Annotated in this window: 18 protein-coding genes; 8 read left to right on the forward strand and 10 right to left on the reverse strand. The window is 42.9% G+C overall.

Annotated features, from left to right (window positions below):
- Window positions 1-73 precede the first annotated feature (73 nt).
- Window positions 74-913 carry an SDR family NAD(P)-dependent oxidoreductase gene (locus AC4CVD_RS16325; protein ID WP_178895735.1) on the reverse strand — a complete coding sequence of 280 codons (840 nt, stop codon included), beginning with the start codon at window positions 911-913 and terminating at the stop codon, window positions 74-76.
- A gap of 203 nt (window positions 914-1116) precedes the next feature.
- Here AC4CVD_RS16325 and AC4CVD_RS16330 point away from each other — a divergent pair, with 203 nt between their 5' ends.
- The 3 genes from AC4CVD_RS16330 to phoR all read left to right on the forward strand — a co-directional run bounded on the left by AC4CVD_RS16330 (window position 1117) and on the right by phoR (window position 4108).
- Window positions 1117-1815, forward strand: a complete 699-nt coding sequence (locus tag AC4CVD_RS16330) for a TetR/AcrR family transcriptional regulator (protein WP_004691792.1) — start codon at window positions 1117-1119, stop codon at window positions 1813-1815.
- 214 nt (window positions 1816-2029) lie between these two features.
- Window positions 2030-2740, forward strand: a complete 711-nt coding sequence (gene phoB / locus AC4CVD_RS16335) for a phosphate regulon transcriptional regulator PhoB (protein WP_004691794.1) — start codon at window positions 2030-2032, stop codon at window positions 2738-2740.
- Window positions 2741-2749: 9 nt separating this feature from the next.
- The gene (gene phoR / locus AC4CVD_RS16340) at window positions 2750-4108 is read left to right on the forward strand and encodes a phosphate regulon sensor histidine kinase PhoR (protein WP_178895734.1); all 1359 of its coding nucleotides are present in this window, start codon (window positions 2750-2752) and stop codon (window positions 4106-4108) included.
- Between the two features lie 98 nt (window positions 4109-4206).
- Here phoR and asd read toward each other — a convergent pair whose 3' ends face one another.
- The 3 genes from asd to pncB form a co-directional block, all read right to left on the reverse strand.
- Window positions 4207-5058, reverse strand: coding sequence for an archaetidylserine decarboxylase (gene asd / locus AC4CVD_RS16345; RefSeq protein WP_062031857.1), 852 nt, complete (start codon window positions 5056-5058; stop codon window positions 4207-4209).
- Window positions 5055-5903, reverse strand: coding sequence for a sulfurtransferase (locus AC4CVD_RS16350; RefSeq protein ID WP_004691799.1), 849 nt, complete (start codon window positions 5901-5903; stop codon window positions 5055-5057). The genes asd and AC4CVD_RS16350 overlap by 4 nt, the downstream gene beginning before the upstream one ends.
- Window positions 5904-6065: 162 nt before the next feature.
- Window positions 6066-7277 (reverse strand): nicotinate phosphoribosyltransferase, encoded by a 1212-nt coding sequence (gene pncB, locus AC4CVD_RS16355; RefSeq protein ID WP_178895733.1) that lies wholly within the window; start codon window positions 7275-7277, stop codon window positions 6066-6068.
- A 301-nt stretch (window positions 7278-7578) separates the two neighbouring features.
- Between pncB and dtd the strand changes: the two genes are divergently transcribed.
- A complete protein-coding gene (gene dtd / locus AC4CVD_RS16360; protein WP_178895732.1) occupies window positions 7579-8019 on the forward strand; it encodes a D-aminoacyl-tRNA deacylase in 441 nt (146 codons plus the stop codon).
- 105 nt (window positions 8020-8124) lie between these two features.
- Here dtd and AC4CVD_RS16365 read toward each other — a convergent pair whose 3' ends face one another.
- The 3 genes from AC4CVD_RS16365 to serB all read right to left on the reverse strand — a co-directional run bounded on the left by AC4CVD_RS16365 (window position 8125) and on the right by serB (window position 10721).
- Window positions 8125-8604 (reverse strand): SCP2 sterol-binding domain-containing protein, encoded by a 480-nt coding sequence (locus tag AC4CVD_RS16365; protein ID WP_004691804.1) that lies wholly within the window; start codon window positions 8602-8604, stop codon window positions 8125-8127.
- A 150-nt stretch (window positions 8605-8754) separates the two neighbouring features.
- The gene (gene aciT, locus AC4CVD_RS16370; RefSeq protein WP_004691806.1) at window positions 8755-9090 is read right to left on the reverse strand and encodes a ciprofloxacin tolerance protein AciT; all 336 of its coding nucleotides are present in this window, start codon (window positions 9088-9090) and stop codon (window positions 8755-8757) included.
- Window positions 9091-9500: 410 nt separating this feature from the next.
- Window positions 9501-10721 (reverse strand): phosphoserine phosphatase SerB, encoded by a 1221-nt coding sequence (gene serB, locus AC4CVD_RS16375; protein WP_178895731.1) that lies wholly within the window; start codon window positions 10719-10721, stop codon window positions 9501-9503.
- 77 nt (window positions 10722-10798) lie between these two features.
- Between serB and AC4CVD_RS16380 the strand changes: the two genes are divergently transcribed.
- A complete protein-coding gene (locus tag AC4CVD_RS16380; RefSeq protein WP_078425126.1) occupies window positions 10799-12052 on the forward strand; it encodes a hypothetical protein in 1254 nt (417 codons plus the stop codon).
- 54 nt (window positions 12053-12106) lie between these two features.
- Here the strand turns inward: AC4CVD_RS16380 and ppk1 are convergent, their stop codons facing one another.
- From ppk1 to pncA, 3 genes are all read right to left on the reverse strand, one after another.
- Window positions 12107-14170 carry a polyphosphate kinase 1 gene (ppk1, locus tag AC4CVD_RS16385; RefSeq protein ID WP_178895730.1) on the reverse strand — a complete coding sequence of 688 codons (2064 nt, stop codon included), beginning with the start codon at window positions 14168-14170 and terminating at the stop codon, window positions 12107-12109.
- 145 nt (window positions 14171-14315) lie between these two features.
- Window positions 14316-15290 carry a bile acid:sodium symporter family protein gene (locus tag AC4CVD_RS16390; protein WP_490753455.1) on the reverse strand — a complete coding sequence of 325 codons (975 nt, stop codon included), beginning with the start codon at window positions 15288-15290 and terminating at the stop codon, window positions 14316-14318.
- 70 nt (window positions 15291-15360) lie between these two features.
- Window positions 15361-15999: a bifunctional nicotinamidase/pyrazinamidase gene (gene pncA, locus AC4CVD_RS16395; protein WP_178895729.1), complete on the reverse strand. Its 639-nt coding sequence runs from the start codon at window positions 15997-15999 to the stop codon at window positions 15361-15363.
- Window positions 16000-16598: 599 nt separating this feature from the next.
- Here pncA and dapA point away from each other — a divergent pair.
- The 3 genes from dapA to purC are packed head-to-tail and all read left to right on the forward strand — an operon-like array spanning window position 16599 to window position 18876.
- Entirely contained in the window at window positions 16599-17498 is a 900-nt protein-coding gene (dapA, locus tag AC4CVD_RS16400; protein WP_039890664.1) for a 4-hydroxy-tetrahydrodipicolinate synthase, read from the forward strand.
- 13 nt (window positions 17499-17511) lie between these two features.
- Entirely contained in the window at window positions 17512-18120 is a 609-nt protein-coding gene (locus tag AC4CVD_RS16405) for a lipoprotein-34 precursor (NlpB) (RefSeq protein ID WP_178895728.1), read from the forward strand.
- Window positions 18121-18156: 36 nt separating this feature from the next.
- On the forward strand, window positions 18157-18876 hold the full coding sequence (gene purC / locus AC4CVD_RS16410; protein WP_004691818.1) for a phosphoribosylaminoimidazolesuccinocarboxamide synthase: 720 nt from the start codon (window positions 18157-18159) through the stop codon (window positions 18874-18876).
- Window positions 18877-19217 lie beyond the last annotated feature (341 nt).

Here is a 19217-nt window from a genome sequence, read left to right on the forward strand (position 1 = left end):
CATTTTTGATCATGACGATCTTTAAAATAAAGCATAAAAAACCCGCCAAAGCGGGTTTTTTTACATCACGACATTAAGACTTTCTTTGGCTTAATTTGGTCGCAAAAGCCGTCACTTTTTGGTAGCCCGTTGGTAAGATGCGCTGAATCAAATCTAGCGTTTTCGCATCATTGCCAATCAATAAACGACGCTTATCTTTTTGTACCGCCTCTAAAATTTGACGCGCTGCTTCTTCAGGTGGACAGCGTAATAATTTATTAAAGGTCTGTGCAGACTTCTCAGGGTTCATCCCGATACTACGCAAGCTATCGTTCACTTTGGCTGCATTGGCAATATTGGTTCGAATCCCACCCGGATGCACGCACAATGCGCTCACGCCACAGTTTTCCATATCTAACTCTTGGCGTAATGACTCGGTAAAGCCACGCACTGCAAACTTAGTGGCATTGTAAGCAGACTGAGTCGGTTGAGCCGTTAGACCAAATAAGCTGGAAATATTGATGATATGCCCATCGCCTATTTTTTTAATATAAGGCAAAAACTCTTTGGTGCCATAGACCACACCCCAGAAATTAATCCCCACGATCCATTCCAGCTCTTCATAGGATGCACCTTCTACGGTTGAACCCAAAGCAACGCCGGCATTATTAAAAATCATATTCACAGAACCATGATTTTGTACGGTTTCTTCAGCCCACGCTTGCATCGCTAAACGGTCTGAGACGTCTAATTTTTTCGTGGTGACGCGTACATTGCTGCCTTGCAGCAGTTCAACCGTTTTCGCCAACCCTTGTTCATTGACATCACTCAATGACACATGACAGCCCGCCTTGGCCAATAAAAGTGCCAATTGTTGGCCAATACCCGATCCTGCACCTGTAATTGCCGCAACTTTATTTTTAAAATTCTTCATGAGATTGTGGTTGTCCTTTATCTTTGTACATCGACTGTAGATGCTTTTTTTATAATTGACAATATCAATTGTCATAAATTTAATAGCCAAAAGTGTCAAGTCCATGAAAACCAGCTAGAGATTAAAGCCTACGCATAGGTAGAGTCATGGTTTATTGCTAAACTATGCAAAACCTTGGCTTTCAAATAGGGCGATGAAATCTGATGACGGCATCTGAACCAGTACAAAAAAACAGCGATAACAATAAAACCAAAGAAAGACAATTCAAGGGCTTATCGCTTTCTGAACGTAAACAGCTGCGTCGTGAAAAACTCATTGAAGCAGGAATTGAAGCCTACGGTACTCACGGCTTTTTTGCCGTGACGGTGAAAGATATTTGTAATGAAGCCAAACTTACTGAACGTTATTTTTATGAGTCGTTTAAAAAAAGTGAGCAGCTGTTTCAAACCATTTTTTTAAAGCTGATCGATGAGTTACAGCACAATGTCATGCAAGCCATCATGCAAGCCTCTTCAGATCCATACAAAATGATTGATGCAGGACTGCGTGCCCTGCTCACTACCTTAAAAGACAATCCTCGCATGGCGCGTATTATTTATATCGATGCGATGTTGGTCCAAGAATTACATAACCAAGCCACCATTCATGAAACCATGACCCGTTTTGACCGGATGATTCAAGCCTTTGTCATGCTGATGATGCCGCAAATTAACCGGTCCGAACGAGAAATTTCGCTGGTCGCCACAGGCCTCAATGGCTATGTTACGCAAATTGCGATCCGTTGGGTGGTCAGTGGGTTTAAACAATCCTTTGAAGAAGTTTTAACCTCCAGCCGTATTGTGTTTATTTCACTTCTAGAAACTTTTTCAGACCCGAATACACGGGCAAAATTGGATGTCTAAGACTTTTCATTTGGATGCAGTCGGCATTTCCGAATGCAATTTAGATTAAACTTCCATTAATTTTGAATCCCAATATGACGATTTTTTGTCACATTTTTTTGCAAATTTCATCAATCGTCTGTTTTTTGCAATGATACTGTCATAATTAATCTTTGTAATAAGCCTGTCATAAAATTAAAACGGCCTGCCGTTACCTACAATAGGATATTGCGTTGTGAAAGATGACTACATTTTAATCGTCGATGATGAACTTCCCATTCGAGAAATGATTCACACCTCGTTGGATATGGCAGGCTTTCAATGCTTACAAGCCGAAGACGCAAAACAAGCCCACCAAATGATTGTGGATCAGCGTCCTGCTTTGATCTTACTCGACTGGATGATGCCTGGTGGTGTCAGTGGTGTAGATTTATGTCGTCGTCTCAAGCGCGATGAAAATCTCTCTGAAATTCCAGTGATTATGCTCACGGCACGTGGCGAAGAAGACCATAAAGTGCAAGGTCTAGATGCTGGTGCAGATGACTACATGACTAAACCGTTTTCGACCCGCGAATTGGTTTCACGTATTAAAGCGGTTTTACGCCGCGCTAACGCGCTCAGTGGTGAAAAATCGATTGATGCCAATGGCTTAATCTTAGACCCTGTCAGCCAACGGGTCAGCTTTGGCAATAATTTCCTCGACATGGGGCCAACCGAGTATCGTTTATTGGCCTTCTTCATGACTCATCCTGAGCGTGCCTACACCCGTGCACAACTTCTTGACCAAGTCTGGGGCGGAAACGTGTATATTGAAGACCGTACCATCGACGTGCATATTCGCCGCTTACGTAAAGTGCTTGAGCCTTATGCGGCAGATCGCTTTGTGCAAACAGTTCGGGGTACAGGCTATCGATTCTCTACACGTGCGGATATCGCCCTAGGTTAATTTTGTTTTATGTATGAACCCTACCCGGTCCCTGAACTCGCACGCGAGCATAAAAAAACGCGATACAGCAGTTTATGGGGCTTTGCCAAACAGGACTTACGTCTCCTTGCCTTTTTCTTGCTGATTGCAAGCTTGATTGGCTTTGGCGTCGGTTATTTTTGGACGTGTATTTCCATTGCTTTTGCCGTTTTTTTTATTCTGCAAATGCGCTCTTTGTATTTAGTCAATGACTGGATTTCCAATCGTCCCTACGAAGTTCCACCCAACCTTGGGGGCATTTGGGGGGCATTATTGTTCAATGTCTATCGTGCACAGCGCCAAGAACGTATTGTACAAGCGGAAATGGTCGGGTTGATTGATCGGGCGCAGTCATCCTTGGTCGCTTTGCAAGAAGCAGTGGTGCTGATCGATGACATGCAACAAATTGAATGGTGGAACCCTGCTGCAGAACGGTTATTAGGCATCGAACAAAATGACCGTGGCCGTAATATTTTGACTTTATTACGCCAACCGAGTTTTGTGGATTATTACAATAATATTGATGCTGCACCAGATGGCTTAAAAATGAAGTCATCCAGTTTTGATGAACATTATGTTCAAGTCAAAATGACTCGATTTGGTGGTGAAAGTCGCTTACTGGTCGCCTATGACGTGACCCGCATGCACAATCTCGAACAAATGCGTAAAGACTTTGTCGATAACATTTCACATGAACTACGCACACCACTCACAGTACTCAGTGGTTATATTGAGACCTTTACCGACCAAGAAGACCTCAACCCACGTTGGAAGCGGGCATTTGACCAAATGCAGGCACAAGCCAAACGCATGAATGCCTTGGTGAATGATTTGTTGTTACTGTCACGCCTAGAAAATGACAAGCAAATTGCTAAAAATCAAATCATTGACATGCCTAGCTTAATGAACCAACTTTATGACGATGCACATGCCTATAATATTGATTATGGGCATACGCTCAATCTCGATATCGACAGTCACTGTGACTTAATCGGTTCAGATATGGAGTTGGCCAGCGCTTTTAGTAATCTGATTACCAATGCCATCAAATACACGCCGAAAGGCGGAACGGTGACCATGGGTTGGCATGACAATGGTGAACAGGCTTATTTTACTGTGGAAGATACTGGTATCGGCATTGATCCTAAGCACCTACCCCGTTTAACCGAACGCTTCTACCGTGTTGACAGCGCGCGCAGTCGACAAACGGGTGGCACAGGCTTAGGACTCGCAATTGTGAAACACGTGTTAATGCAACACCAAGCACATTTAGAAATTGAATCCAAAGAAAATCAAGGCTCTATTTTTAAAGTGATTTTCCCCAAAGAACGCACCTATAATCCTGAATAAGGCTCTTTCTTCAAAAGCATGAAAAAAGCACCGATATCGGTGCTTTTTTTGTCTCTCACCGTCCGTTTAACAAGGACGGTGACCGAGAGCTGAAACGATTAAACTGTATGTCCCATCGCTTCACCCATCACCACAGTCGAGTTGGCTTTAAAGGCTGCATCCCACGTCATTTTGTCTTTTTCAAACAGTACCACAGCGGTTGAGCCTAGGTAGAAACGACCGAGTTCAGCACCCTTGTCCAAGAACAGGTTATGCTGATTTAATTCTAAACGGCCAGTCGGTTTCACTTTTCCTGTTGCAACAGTTTCAATCCCCGCCACAATCATGGCGCCAACGAGAACTACGGCCATACGGCCGATTTCTGTATCAAATAAACAGACCATACGTTCATTGCGGGCAAACAAGCCCGGAATGTTTTCAGCAGTGGTTTGATTGACCGAGAACAATTCACCCGGCACATATAAGGTTTCCGTCAATGTGCCTGCAAATGGCATATGCACACGGTGATAATCTTTAGGCGATAAATACACCGTTGCAAACTGACCATTTTTAAACGGTTCAGCCAACTGCGGATCTGCAATTAAATTATCAACGGTGAATTTTTGTCCTTTGGCTTGGAAAATATCACCTTCCACAATGGGACCCAACTGTGAAATCGCACCATCGGCAGGCGATACAATACTGGTCGCATCGGTATCAATATCACGTACACCCTCTTTTAATGCACGGGTAAAGAATTCATTAAAGGACTTAAACTTCAGTGCATTGCTCTGCTCAGCAATCGACATATCAATGCCGTACTGCGCTTTAAACGCAGTGATGACCGCATTTTTCACAATTGGATTTTCGCTGGCTGCGACTCTGCCCACGACACGTGATAACTGATGTTGGGGTACAACACGTTGAGCTTGAATGAAAATTTGTTTTTTTAAGCGTGATGTGAGGCTCAAGACGGCATCTCTCCGGTAATGATAGGACTGTCGAGGCGGTTGCCCCATTCACTCCACGCACCGTCATACGCCTGAATATTCCAACCTAATAAACGACCTAAAATATAAGCCAGTCCTGAACGGTGATGTGACTGACAGTACACCACCACAGGTTCATTTAAGTTAAAACCCAATTGTTCTAAGCGTTGCTGCGTGCGTTCTAAAGGGTGCAATCTTAAATGATTTTCACGGTTAAGGGCAGTACTCCATTCAAAATGTAGTGCATTTGGAATGTGACCGCCGCGTCGCGCTGCAAGACGCAGGCCGGTATATTCGTCTTCTGTGCGGCAGTCCCAGAGTTGGACTTGGCTGCTTTGAACTTTCTCTAATAACTCAGCATATTCAATTCGATACTGCTGTATTTTGGCTTGATCGACCTGTACCAAGGCGCTGACAGGTTCAAACTGTTCCACTTCAGAAGTGGTTGGAAGTCCTGCTGCAAGCCATGCATGAATTCCACCATTCAGCAGACTGGTATTTTCAAAACCTAAGCAGTGTAAATTCCAAATCAAACGCCCTGCCCAAGCGCCACCTTCATCATCGTAAACCACCACATGATGTTCGGGTGAAATATTCAAATAACGAATCAGTTCCTGTAAACCTTCTACATCAGGAAGTAGACCGGTGGCTTGTTCGTCTTGGCGCACCAAAAATTTCGGCTTTAAATGCAAAGCATGTGGAATATGTAACTGGTCATAGACTGAAGCACGACTTAAATCGACGATGCGTAATTTGTCATTCCCTAAATGCGGAACCAACTGCTCTGCGTCTATCAACAAGCCAAAATCAAAGGCAGAATGTGTCATATTATTTCGTATATTTTCAGATCATGCTTTGATCTTAGCACAACTCATTTTTACAATTATTCTGATTTTTTGCATTCTTTTAGCAGAATTAGAGATATCACTATTCACCAGTTTTTTAATGCGCAATGCCAGAACGGATTCTGGCATGGTATATATTCTGGATTAATTGACTTCTGCTTCAGCAATCTCAAAAACCTGACGTAAATACGCCAAAAAAGTATCGTTATCCGTCATGGTTTTACCCGGACTGTCTGAGATTTTCGCAACCGACTGGCCATTACACTCAACCAGTTTAAGCACAATATTTAATGGCGTTTGTCCCATATCATTGGTCAAATTGGTACCAATTCCGAAACTGACTTGGAAACGGTCTTTGAAATAGTTGTGCAGATCCCATGCTTTCTCTAAATTGAGTCCATCACTAAACGTTAGCATTTTGGTTTTACTGTCAATTTTCAACTTTTTATAGTGGGCATAGGCCTTATCGCCCCATTCATACGGGTCACCACTGTCATGGCGCAAGCCATCGAACAATTTGGCAAAGTACAAGTCAAAATCACGCAGGAATGCATCCATCCCCACCACATCCGTCAAAGCAATACCTAAATCACCACGGTACTCTTGTACCCAGGTTTCCAGTGCTGATTTTTGGAAATTACGTAAACGTACATCCAACGCTTGGAATGCTTGTAGGAATTCATGTGCCATGGTCCCAATCGGGGTCAGACCCAATTGCTTTGCAATTAAGACATTGCTGGTGCCACGGAAAATATGCGGTGCAGCTTGATTAAACACTTCAATCACATGTTTTTGCCACGCCAAACTATAGCGACGCCGTGTACCAAAATCAGAAACTAAAAATGGGGGATCATTTGGCGTTTGCGATGTTTCATAGTGTTTTAATAAGGCCACTTTAGCCTGTAGTCGACGTTCACCTTCAGCCATCACCTCATCAGTTCGAATACGGCTGAAATACAACTCGTTGACGATGGCAAGCACAAAGATTTCAAACATCATGGCTTGAACCATCGGCCCTTCAATTCGAATGTCTAAACGGCCTTGGTGATCGATACTGGCCACAATAAAACGGCGTTTGAGCTGAAACAACTCTAAATAATCGACAAAATCACTTTTGATAAAGCGCAAACCACGCAGGTATTGCAGCTCATCGTCTTGAAAACGTAATTGGCAGAGCAAATCTAATTGGTGATTTAAATCATCGAGAATGTCGACCAAAGGATAGACGGTGTCATCCAAATTGCGACAACGGAACTGGTACACACTATGCGCTTGGGGAAACTTATGCAGGACCACCTGTAGCATCGTAAATTTGTACAGATCAGTATCTAATAAGGATTGGATGATGGCAGACATATCATTTTCGGTTTTTAGCAACTTATTGCATTAAAGCACATTTTTTTAAGCTGCATAGCCATGTTTTGGTAATTCGGTCTTGCTATTCGACCAATTACTCGGGACATTTCTTATTTCTCTTGATTCAGAATACAAATGTTGATGTCTTTACTGACATCGCTCTTGGCCTATGCTCTTTTCCTGAAACATTGCTATGGATATCAACGCAATTGCCTTGTTTTTTCAATCGATGTTTCTCCTGTGCTGCACTAGCTTTGCTACAATTTCAGTCTGCACAATCAAATGGTAGATAGAATCAGTCATGCGGGCCTTATTACAACGCGTTCTCGAAGCCAAAGTGGTGGTCGATGGTGAAACCACAGGTGAAATTCAACACGGTATCTTGGTTTTCTTAGGTCTTGGGAAAGAAGACACTTTAGACAAAGGCAAAAAAATGATCGATAAAATTTTAAAGTATCGTTTTTTTGACGACGAACAAGGCAAAATGGGCTGGAATGTCAGCCAAGCCGGTGGTGGGATTCTTCTGGTTTCGCAGTTCACCTTGATGGCACAAACCCAAAAGGGCTTACGCCCTGACTTTGGACCAGCCATGCCACCAAATGATGCCGAGGCTTTATACGAACAACTGGTTGACTATGCCAAGACCCAGTTTGAGCATGTGCAAACAGGTATTTTTGCTGCCGACATGAAAGTACATTTGGTCAATGATGGACCCGTGACTTTCAATTTAGAAGTCGAATAAAAACACCATACATAAAAAAGCCCTCGATAGAGGGCTTTTTCGATTTCATCACTCTCAATCTGCCTTTTATAAAGGAGACGGCATCGAGACGTTTAAAAAATCTTTTTACTTACCGGTTTTTTCTTTCAAAAATGCGCGAGCAGCTTTAATTTTTGCTTTCACAGGCTTTGGTAGCTTGGGTGGAACCAATTTTGCAACTTGGTTGAACCAAACCAAGAGACCAAAATCACCTTCCATTTTAATGCTGCCGTTTTGCATGCCCGTCATAAATGCGGTTGGGTCACCTTTGATTAAAGTTTTCACACCCTGCTCACTGTCCGCAAACTGTAAAATAAAATCGGCTTTTTCAGCATCACCTGAAACGGTATCAATCTGACCATTGTTCACAATAATTTGGCGTGCCATACCCAGATCCGTACCAATTTGAATACGGAACTGACGTTCATGAACTAATTCAATAAATTTTGGACTGGTACGCGCCAGCTGTTTCATACGAAGTGCCAAACCTGTAACCATTAAATCCAGCGGATCCGTGCTGACATCAACCAATGGAAGTTTAACCACAGGAATTGAAGATAGTTTCATGACATGAAAGCCTATTGTAATTGTTGATAAATTGACTGTTTTCAATGCTACCACAAGTTGCCATTTTTACCGCTAGGCTTTGTATAACAATCATGTAAGAACGTAAAAAAGATGCTCTAGGCATCTTCTTTTACGGTATGAGGTTATGACTTAGCGGCTAGAACACTGCTGTTGGTCATCTTCATATACAGGTGTATGTTCAATACAACGGCGCTGCGCCAGTGCACGTTCTGCGCGACGATCTTCACGTAGAAGCAACATCGTCACAATAAGCATCGCTGAAGTTAAAGCAGTTAAGTAGCTATAAGTGATCGGCATTTCAAACACTGCTTGCACACCTAGGCGAATGACTTCCAATATTCCCCAAAACACCATACCCGCCACCATAAAACTCAACCAGCGACGATAAGGCGAAAAGAAAACAGCAATCAACGCAGCGGCGACTAAACTTAAGCCAACGATGGTTGCTAAATTCGCTGTTACCATAAAAACCTCCGTCTAAGATAAATTCAGGCAACTGGTACACTGTGCTGAACCCATCCCCGATACCGTTTAAAATTAATGGATTGTGTAGCTTTCAAACTCTATGCATGCATTATGAGCAGTTTTGAAAAGAAAAAAAGGCTTGTATTTTTAGAATGCGACATACCTTGTCGCCATATTATATTGTCATTACATTTTTTTAGATTTGAACTTTTCCAAAACAAAGACGCGCTCAGTCTTGGCGTGTCATTACAAAATAAAACCCGTATTTTCAGCGCTTAAAAATATTTTTTCCAATTCTGTTGATCGTTGTTTTTATCGACATTTTTCACTGACCGCTCATCATTTTTCGCTTAAATTTGCAACAAAAAAACGCAGCTCAAAGGCTGCGTTTTTAATAACACAGAGATGCTTTAAGCACGATTTAAGTCTTTATCGTGCACACCCAATAAATACAACACCCCATCTAAGCCGACACTTGAAATGGCTTGATTAGCGTTTTGTCTCACCAGCGGTTTCGCACGGAAAGCTACACCTAGGCCAGCAATCGACAACATCGGTAAATCGTTCGCACCATCTCCTACTGCAATCGCCTGCTCAAGAGAAATGCCCATCTTATCGGCTAACTCACGTAATAATAATGCCTTACGTGCACCATCGACAATGTGACCTTTAACTTCGCCCGTCACCAACCCATTGTCAACGTCTAGGACATTGGCATGAACTTCGTCAATACCAAGTTTGGCTTGTAGATACTCTGCAAAGTACTGAAAACCACCCGACAAGATAGCCGTGCGGTAGCCTAATGCTTTTAAAGTTGAAATTAAGCGTTCAGCACCTTCTGTAACGGTCAGACGTTCTGCAATTTTAGGTAGGACAGAGGCATCCATCCCTTTGAGCAGTGCGACACGTGCACGGAAGCTTTGCTGGAAATCTAGCTCACCCTGCATTGCACGTTCGGTGATTTCAGCGACTTGTGCGCCGACACCCGCTTCAATCGCCAACTCATCAATCACTTCTTGCTCGATTAAAGTCGAGTCCATGTCAAAACACACCAAACGGCGGTTACGACGGTAGGCATTGTCTTCTTGTACCGCTACATCGACATTCAGTTCATGTGACAAACGTAAACAAGCTGCACGCATGGCTGCGGCATCCAGCATTTGACCACTTAAACCGAATTGAACACAGGCGCGTTTCGGCCCATCGACTTCGCCATTTAAGACTGGACGACCAGACAGACGGGTCACGGTTTCGATGTTGAAACCTTGGTTGGACACAATATTTGTAACTGCTTGTAAGTGAGACGCTTCAAGCTCTGGCGCCAAAGCCGTGACGATATAACGCGTCCGTCCACCTTCACTCACCCACTGGTCATATTCAGTTGTAGTGATTGGTTTAAAACGTACAGTTAAACCAATTTCATGTGCTAAAATCAGAATTTCCTTCATGGCCAAAGCTGTTGCAGTTTGGTCATCTGAAGAAATAACAATACCTAAGGTCAATTGGTTATGAATAACTGCTTGTCCGACATCTAAAATTTGTAATGAATGAGTGGACAATACCTGCATTAATCGAGTGAACTGATTAGGTTGGTCTGGTCCTAAAAATGAAATAAGAATGATTTCTCGCATGAATTGACTCGGGTCTGAGCTACGACTATTGTTAGAATCATAATCGAAATTGAATATATTTTCTTTGGAAGTTTACGTTGAATGCGCCTAGACAAGGGCTATTTGCTAGCCTATTAATTGTAAGTTTTGCTTTACATACCTTTTTATTGGTATTGGCAACGACTCATCAACTGAATGAAAACCGTGCCAACCAAGGCCAACTGATGACCTCTCAATTGGTCACAGACAGTCTTGCAGAGCTGGAGCCTGCCAACACGGTTTCCCTTGCGCTTTTGGTGGATCGCTATGCGACCAACCCAAGCGTAGCTTCCATTCGTATTTTGGATGCCAACAATCAAGTCTTGGCGACAGGTGGCCAAGTTCGAACACGTGATGGCGAAGTGTTTGTCCGTGATGCGCTGCAAAATGAAAAGAAAGTGGGTAGCATTGAAATCACGCTCATTAAACCAAGTATGGGTGAGATTTTACGTACTCAGTGGTTAGCGATTTTATTGTCCTTAGCGATTCATGGTTTACTGTGGTTAGCTTATCGCGCCATTGCGCGCCCAAGCCGTACCGAATATTTGGCACGGATCAATAATGAATCCCGCTTAAAACATGAAATTCAAGTTTTAACCCAAACGCTTGAACAGGAAAAACATCATACGGCGGTCGCGATTGCTCAAGCACAACAACAAATCAAAACCAGTGCGAAACCTAAAGAACAAAAACCCGTGATCGTGGATAATCATTCGGTTGCGCTCAATATTCAATTTTATGACCCGAAACAGTTGATGGACTCGGTGAATACAACCGTGTCTATTCCATACTTTAATTTGTGTCAGATTTTCCTCAATAAAAGCACAGAACTTTGTTTAAAACACTACAAACTCAACAGCTCGGACATCACTACAGTTCAATCCTTTAATGAGCATGGTGCCACCCTCAGCATGTCGACAGACACACCTAATGCAGTGCCATGTTTAATGATGGTCAGCAGTGTATTCCAACTGCTTTCTGAGGTTTTGTATAAACGTTACCGCGAAGAAAAGCGCTTTGTTTTGCAAACACGTTGTGGCATTTCAACTGCAGTCGATGCAATGCAACTGTCTGCGAATCAAGCTGCTGAGCGTTTGGTCCAACAGTTGTCTGCCAAAGAAAGTGCCGTACATTTAAGTAACGAATTATTGAAAGACATCTCTGAAAGTTACCAATTGGTAAATTTACCTAATCCAACCAATGTCTTGACCCGTCATGCCTTTATGGTCAATGGCATGGGTGCGGAGTCTGCAGAGTTGGCGCAAAGCTTAAGAACGGAAATTTTAAAAGCAAAACAATCTAAAGCCTCTTAATTAGGTTCAATCATAAAAAAGCCTGACGCATGTCAGGCTTTTTTATGACAACTGTTAAATTTTAAGTTGTTTCTGCGCAATCAAATGTTGCTGCGCACTATACCTTTGCTCTGGATCGGTACAAGCTACTTTAAGCCAATGACCATCAGCTTGTAGCTCCCAAGCATTCAAACAATCATTTAAGTAACTGATTAATCCGTCTTTATAAATCTGCTTTTTCAAAGCGCGATCTAATATTGGAAAGCAGGTTTCCACCCTCGAAAATAAATTACGCCCCATCCAGTCTGCGCTGGCACAGTACAGCTTTTTCTCACCGCCATGCTCAAAACAATACACGCGGGTATGTTCCAAAAAACGGCCCACAATCGAACGCACTCGGATATTCTCAGACATGCCTTGGACCTGTGGAATCAAACAGCAGATCGAACGGATAATCAGATCGACCTGAACCCCCGCTTGAGACGCACGATACAGTGCAGCAATTAACTGAGGTTCCGTTAAGGCATTGACTTTAATGATGATACGCGCCTTTTGACCGGCTTGTGCAAACTGAATTTCTTGCTCAATCAGTTTTAACAGTTCACTGTGTAACGTAAAAGGCGCATGTAACAACGCCTTCAATTTGGCCATTTTGCCCATTCCCGTCAGCTCTTGGAACATACGGTGTACATCTTCACAAATATCAGGTTGTGTAGTCATCAGGCCATAATCGGTATACATACGGGCATTGCCCGCATGATAATTGCCTGTGCCCAGATGGGCATAGCGGATCAACTGGGCATTTTCACGGCGTACAATCAAAATCATTTTGGCATGGGTTTTATAACCGACAATGCCATACACCACCACCGCCCCAGCTTCTTGCAAAATATTGGCCACGGTAATGTTCGACTCTTCATCAAAACGCGCACGCAACTCAATCACGGCTGTGACTTCCTTGCCATTTCGTGCTGCTTCTGCCAAGACCTGTACAATTTCAGAGTCAGGCCCACTGCGGTAGAGCGTTTGTTTAATCGCCAGCACATTTGGGTCTTTCGCTGCTTCTTTTAATAAACCAATCACAGGCTGAAAAGAATCAAAAGGATGATGCAACAACACATCCTGTACTTTTAAGGTATCAAAGGTACTTTTTTGCTTACGCAAAACTTTGGGAATGACTGGAATAAAAACTGGATGCTTTAATTCAGGTCGGTCACAACTGGTGCTGAGGCGTGAAAGATTGATTGGCCCATCAATGCGATAAAGCTCCTGCTCAGTTAAATCAAACTCCTTGAGCAAATAATCAATCACCGCTTCGGGACAGTCATCCTCGATTTCTAAACGCACCGCGCGACCAAAACGGCGTGACGACAACTCATCTTTCAGTGCCACCGCCAAATCATCAACATCTTCCGACAATATCAGATCTGCATTACGCGTCACACGAAAAGCATAACAACCCGTGGCTTTCATCCCTGGAAACAGATCGCTGATGTGCTGCTGAATCATTGCGGTTAAAAAAATCTGCGTGTCAGTATTGCCTGCCACGTTTTTCGGCATCTGAATTAAACGCGGTAATGAGCGCGGCGCTGGGACAATCGCCATCTCAATGCTTCGTCCAAAAGCATCTTTACCTTGTAAACTCACAATGAAATTCAGGCTTTTATTCACGAGGCGAGGAAAAGGGTGTGACGGATCTAAGCTGATTGGGGTCAAAACGGGTTGAATTTCTTTGGCAAAATATTCTGCAATCCACGCTTTATGTTTTTCTAAAATGTCTTGGAACTGGATGAACTGAATACCTTGCGCTTGTAACTCAGGCAAAATCGAATGATTTAACACTTCAAACTGTTTTTTGACGGCACGATGAATGGATTGGGACAGATCTTCTAATATCACTTCAGTGGGAACAGCATCAGGGGTTCGTGCTATCACATTCATATCGCGTTGTTTCATCAAGCCTGCAATACGAATTTCAAAAAACTCATCTAAATTACGTGAAAAAATAATTAAAAAAGTTAAGCGCTCCAGCACAGGCAAACTCGGATCTAATGCTTGTGCTAAAACCCGCTGATGAAACTCAAATAACGATAGCTCTCGGTTAAAATACGTCGCCGATGAATGCTGAAAATTATCCATACCCTCTCAATGCTGTTTGCAACAGTCTGTTATGAAGTGTTTGGCAGGGATGTTAGGTAGTCTTTATGACAGTTTAGTTACAACCTTATGCCAAATAGAAAATTCATCCTGACTTTATGCTTAAAGCTGCAACAGCGTACAGTATTCAAACCGACATATGTTCCTTTTCACTTTTTTCCTTGGCTGTGGCGTCTGCTTTCGAGGCCCAATAACTGGCTAAAATTGGCCCTGAAATGTTATGCCACAAACTAAAGATCGCACTGGGTACCGCCGTAATTGGCGAAGCAGCAAAATGCACGGCAGCCAAAGCCACGCCTAGTCCTGAGTTTTGCATACCGACCTCAATCGAAACCGCTTTACAGTCGGTATGTGGCAAGTGAAACATCCGTGCTGCTGCAAAGCCAAGTAAATAACCAATCGCGTTATGTAATGCCACCACAGCTAAAATCAATAAGCCTGATTCTAAAATTTGTGCTTTTGAGCCGCCAATAATAGCCGCCACAATCAGCACAATCGCCACTACAGAAATTAAGGGCATCACCGAAATATAGCTTTCAACTTTCTGTTTCAGCACGGCACGTACCACCAGCCCTAAAATAATCGGGAACAGCACCACCTGCAAAATTGAACTCAGCATCGACCATGCATTAATTTCAATCCATTGGCTGGCCAACAGATAGAAAATCGCGGGAGTCAACACAGGCGCCAATAAGGTCGATACCGTGGTACATGCGACAGACAAAGCCGTATTGCCTTTCGCCATATAAGTAATCACATTAGATGCTGTGCCACCCGGACAGCAACCCACCAAAATCACCCCGATCGCAATTTCAGTCGGCAAGCGAAATAATAAGCACAGCAGATAAGCCACGCTTGGCATCACCACAAACTGAGCCGCTACCCCAATTGCAACCGCTTTAGGACTTTGCATCACCCCTTTAAAATCTTCCAGTGTCATGGTCATGCCCATACCAAACATGATCAGCCCTAACATCCACGTGATATAAGCCTTCATCCAGACAAAAGTTTCAGGGCTTAGGAGCGCAATGCCTGCAAATAACACCACCCACAGGGCAAAGGTTTTTTGAATCCAAGCGGTAAATTTTAAAAAAGTGCCCATGACCTTTCCCTACTGCATGTGTTTATAATGTCGATATTGGTAATTGAGGTGAACCGATTGGTTCGGCGCATCAGTTCACGGCATATTGATGCACAATATCTTTGCAATACAGACGTTTCACACCATGGGCTAGCATTTCTTGCCATGCATGTTGTAAAGAGCCGTGTAAATCAATGCCTTTGGTGGCATCGGCAATCACATAAGTTTGAAAACCGAGTTTACAGGCATCTATTGCCGTCCATGCCACACAAAAGTCAGTTGCAATCCCAACAATAAACACGGTATCAATCCCACGCTCTCTTAAATAGCCTGCGAGTCCCGTCTGGGTTTTGTGATCCGCTTCTAAAAAAGCAGAATAACTATCAATGTGAGTATGACATCCTTTACGAATGATCAACTGCGCTTTGGCAAGGTCGAGATCAGGATGCAGTTCAGCATCTTGTGTGCCTTGTACACAGTGACGTGGCCAGAGCACTTGTGTGCCGTAGTCTAATTCAATCGTTTGAAAGGCTTGTTGATCGGGGTGATTGTCTGCAAAAGAAATATGATTTTCGGGATGCCAATCTTGGGTGAGTATAATAGTGTCAAAATAATCAGCCAACTGATTAATTTTAGGAATAATTTGATCTGATCCTGCTACCGCTAAATTTCCACCAGGCGTAAAACCATTTTGTACATCCACCACAATCAATGCCATATTCTTCTGCATTCTTCTCTGTCCTTTTAGTTCTGCGCTCGAAGGCCAAGCATAGCTTAATTTATAAAACAGTATTCATCCTCGCGGGTCAAAATTAAATGACCGCAGCCTTGAGTGCAATGGGTATTGTGGCAAATTGAAGCGAAGATAGAATATAGAACAAAATACTGGACATTGATCTATAACGTTAAAAGGACGATGTCACACATACTTAGAGAACTCGTATAATCATGCAAAATCCTGACGTTTATAGAAGCTTATAACCCAATATTCAATTTGATCGGCTTCTAATGCTCGATTGAGATGAAGAGATTCTTTCTTTAAATACCTCAATCCACGGCCATAGGTTATGCAAAATGCCCTTTTCAGATGCAAAATGAAAAGCATTTCTTTGTCTACCATTTGAACAAGCTGTATTTTTGTAGCGAAAGATAAAGTTTTTATACACTTTGACTAAAGCATATTGTTCTTCATGTTGTGTTCGTTCATAATTTGCATAAGCATTATTCAATGCATCAGCGCTTTGAAAATGCTATAAATTAAAATACGCACCCATCCAATCTTATGTTTTTCTGGCCTAACTGGATGGACAAATAGGATATTTTTTTAAAATGACTCAGCAAGCACAGACCATCCAAGGCTCAATTGTCGCAATCGTCACCCCTATGTTTGAAGATGGCAGCGTAGATTGGAAGGGTCTAGAGAAGCTCGTTGAGTGGCACATCGCACAAGGCACAAATAGCATTGTTGCTGTCGGTACAACGGGTGAAGCGTCTACTCTAAGCATGAAAGAGCATACACAAGTGATTAAAGAAATCATTCGTGTCGCCAACAAACGTATCCCGATTATTGCGGGGACTGGCGCGAATTCAACGCGTGAAGCCATCGAGTTGACGAAAGAAGCCAAAGAACTCGGTGCAGATGCTGCTCTTCTGGTTACCCCTTATTATAATAAACCGACTCAAGAAGGCTTATATCAACACTATAAAGCTATTGCTGAAGCTGTTGATCTTCCTCAAATTCTGTATAACGTACCTGGTCGTACAGGTGTCGATATGGCGAATGAAACGGTCATTCGTTTGGCCGATATTCCTCAAATTGTGGGCATTAAAGATGCCACAGGTGATGTCCCTCGTGGCCAAGCACTGCTCGAAGGCCTTGCTGGCAAAGCGATGACCGTCTATTCAGGTGATGATGCAACGGCTTATCAACTGATTCTGTCGGGAGCAAAAGGTAATATTTCTGTGACTGCGAACGTTGCCCCAAAAGAAATGAGCGATGTTTGTGCGGCAGCACTGGCAGGCGAAGCTGAACAAGCTGAAAACCTAAATACCCAAGTTGCAAATTTACACGAAATTCTATTTTGCGAATCAAACCCAATTCCTGTGAAATGGGCACTTCATGAAATGGAGTTAATCGAAACGGGTATTCGTTTACCATTAACACCACTTGCAGAACAATATCGCACACCGCTCCGTGAAGCACTCACAACAGCGGGTGTCATTAAATAAAGAGCACATCAATATGCAATTAAGTTTAGGTCTTACTCTCGCACTTTCAGTTGTCAGTTTAGCGGGTTGTAGTTCCCTTGCAGTCAATAACGGTAGTTTGGACTATAAAGAAACAGCAACCTTAGAACCTCTTAAGTACCCTGAAGGCTCTATGGTTCGACCTGCAACGCCGTTGTATCCAGCTCCAACGGTTGAAGCGCTCGCTCTTGAACATGCACCTGTACTTGAAAATAAGCGCGGAAACCGTTTTGCAATGCCGCGCCCTCAAGCTGCTCAAGTCATGTCGAATGCAGAATCAACGGAAACAGTTGATACAGCTGTGAGCCGCCCTCAATTGATTATTGACGGAAATAAGAATCCGCTGCTCAAAATTGAGGGAAATTCTGCTACAATTTGGCAATATACGCTTGCCACCCTCAGCAGCCTCAACCATCAAATTGTTGGTCAAAGCAAAAATGGTTATGAAGCAACCATTAAAATCGATCAACAGGTCTATGTGTTAAGACTAACCGCGGTCGGCAGCAGCAATAACCTCGCTGTGTTCAATGCCGATAACAGTTTTGCAGCGCCTGAAAAAGCCACAGAATTGTTAACCCAGATTTACCAAAATTGGCCAGCCTAGTCGTACTAGGCATTTTTTTTTGAAAAAGGTTCCCTCATGTTAAAACAAACCTTGCTCTATACTGGTAAAGCGAAATCTGTCTATGAAACAGACAGTGCAGACCACCTGATTTTAGTCTTTCGTGATGATGCTTCGGCATTCAATGGTGAAAAGATCGAACAACTAGATCGTAAAGGTAAGGTGAACAACCGTTTTAACGCCTTTATCATGGATAAATTGGCTGCGGCTGGCATTGAGACTCACTTTGAAAAACTTCTTTCTCCAACTGAAGTTCTAGTGAAAAAACTCAGCATGATCCCTGTTGAATGTGTAATTCGTAATTATGCAGCAGGTTCTTTATGCCGTCGCTTAGGTGTAGAAGAAGGTAAGGAATTAACCCCGCCGACTTTTGAATTATTTTTCAAAGATGATGCGCTTGGTGACCCAATGGTCAATGAGTCTCAAGCAATTGCTTTAGGTTGGGCAACTGCCGAGCAACTTGAGCAAATGAAAGTCCTCACTTACCAAGTAAACGAAGTGCTTAAAAACTTATTTGACCAAGGTGGCATGCTACTTGTGGACTTCAAACTTGAGTTTGGTGTATTCCACGACCGAATTGTTCTTGGTGATGAGTTCTCTCCAGACGGTTGTCGTCTATGGGACAAAGAAACCAAGAAAAAGCTCGACAAAGACCGTTTCCGCCAAGGTTTAGGCGGTGTGGTTGAAGCTTATGAAGAAGTTGCTGCACGTTTAGGTATCGACCTTTCTGATATCTAATCAATTACAGATTCAAGAAAACCGAGCCTAAACGCTCGGTTTTTTTGTTTTCAGCTCCATAGCTATTACAGTACTTCAGTTTATTTGTGAGCTATTCAACACTGAAAAATAGTCTTGTAAAACACTGAGCCACTGTTAAAAAATCAACAATCCTGTACGTCATAGCGCACAAGACTTCAGGTATATTTCAGCTATGTCTCAACTTCATTTTTTAATATGATAAAAACATATGAACAGGACGTTCTCAGATAAAAATTATTCCAACCGAAAAAATACCCTTATTTCCTCATCTCTCATGGCGACAAGATCCATCGATCTCCTAAGAGCCGAAAGCTGGTATA

This window comes from Acinetobacter sp. LipI_23 (genome assembly GCF_058243045.1).

What these genes read in the sequence shown, in the direction of transcription:
- AC4CVD_RS16325 (WP_178895735.1), bottom strand. Translation starts at nt 913, where the DNA reads ATGAAGAATTTTAAAAATAAAGTTGCGGCAATTACAGGTGCAGGATCG.
- AC4CVD_RS16330 (WP_004691792.1), top strand. Translation starts at nt 1,117, where the DNA reads ATGACGGCATCTGAACCAGTACAAAAAAACAGCGATAACAATAAAACC.
- phoR (WP_178895734.1), top strand. Translation starts at nt 2,750, where the DNA reads ATGTATGAACCCTACCCGGTCCCTGAACTCGCACGCGAGCATAAAAAA.
- AC4CVD_RS16350 (WP_004691799.1), bottom strand. Translation starts at nt 5,903, where the DNA reads ATGACACATTCTGCCTTTGATTTTGGCTTGTTGATAGACGCAGAGCAG.
- pncB (WP_178895733.1), bottom strand. Translation starts at nt 7,277, where the DNA reads ATGTCTGCCATCATCCAATCCTTATTAGATACTGATCTGTACAAATTT.
- dtd (WP_178895732.1), top strand. Translation starts at nt 7,579, where the DNA reads ATGCGGGCCTTATTACAACGCGTTCTCGAAGCCAAAGTGGTGGTCGAT.
- AC4CVD_RS16365 (WP_004691804.1), bottom strand. Translation starts at nt 8,604, where the DNA reads ATGAAACTATCTTCAATTCCTGTGGTTAAACTTCCATTGGTTGATGTC.
- aciT (WP_004691806.1), bottom strand. Translation starts at nt 9,090, where the DNA reads ATGGTAACAGCGAATTTAGCAACCATCGTTGGCTTAAGTTTAGTCGCC.
- serB (WP_178895731.1), bottom strand. Translation starts at nt 10,721, where the DNA reads ATGCGAGAAATCATTCTTATTTCATTTTTAGGACCAGACCAACCTAAT.
- ppk1 (WP_178895730.1), bottom strand. Translation starts at nt 14,170, where the DNA reads ATGGATAATTTTCAGCATTCATCGGCGACGTATTTTAACCGAGAGCTA.
- AC4CVD_RS16390 (WP_490753455.1), bottom strand. Translation starts at nt 15,290, where the DNA reads ATGGGCACTTTTTTAAAATTTACCGCTTGGATTCAAAAAACCTTTGCC.
- pncA (WP_178895729.1), bottom strand. Translation starts at nt 15,999, where the DNA reads ATGCAGAAGAATATGGCATTGATTGTGGTGGATGTACAAAATGGTTTT.
- dapA (WP_039890664.1), top strand. Translation starts at nt 16,599, where the DNA reads ATGACTCAGCAAGCACAGACCATCCAAGGCTCAATTGTCGCAATCGTC.
- AC4CVD_RS16405 (WP_178895728.1), top strand. Translation starts at nt 17,512, where the DNA reads ATGCAATTAAGTTTAGGTCTTACTCTCGCACTTTCAGTTGTCAGTTTA.
- purC (WP_004691818.1), top strand. Translation starts at nt 18,157, where the DNA reads ATGTTAAAACAAACCTTGCTCTATACTGGTAAAGCGAAATCTGTCTAT.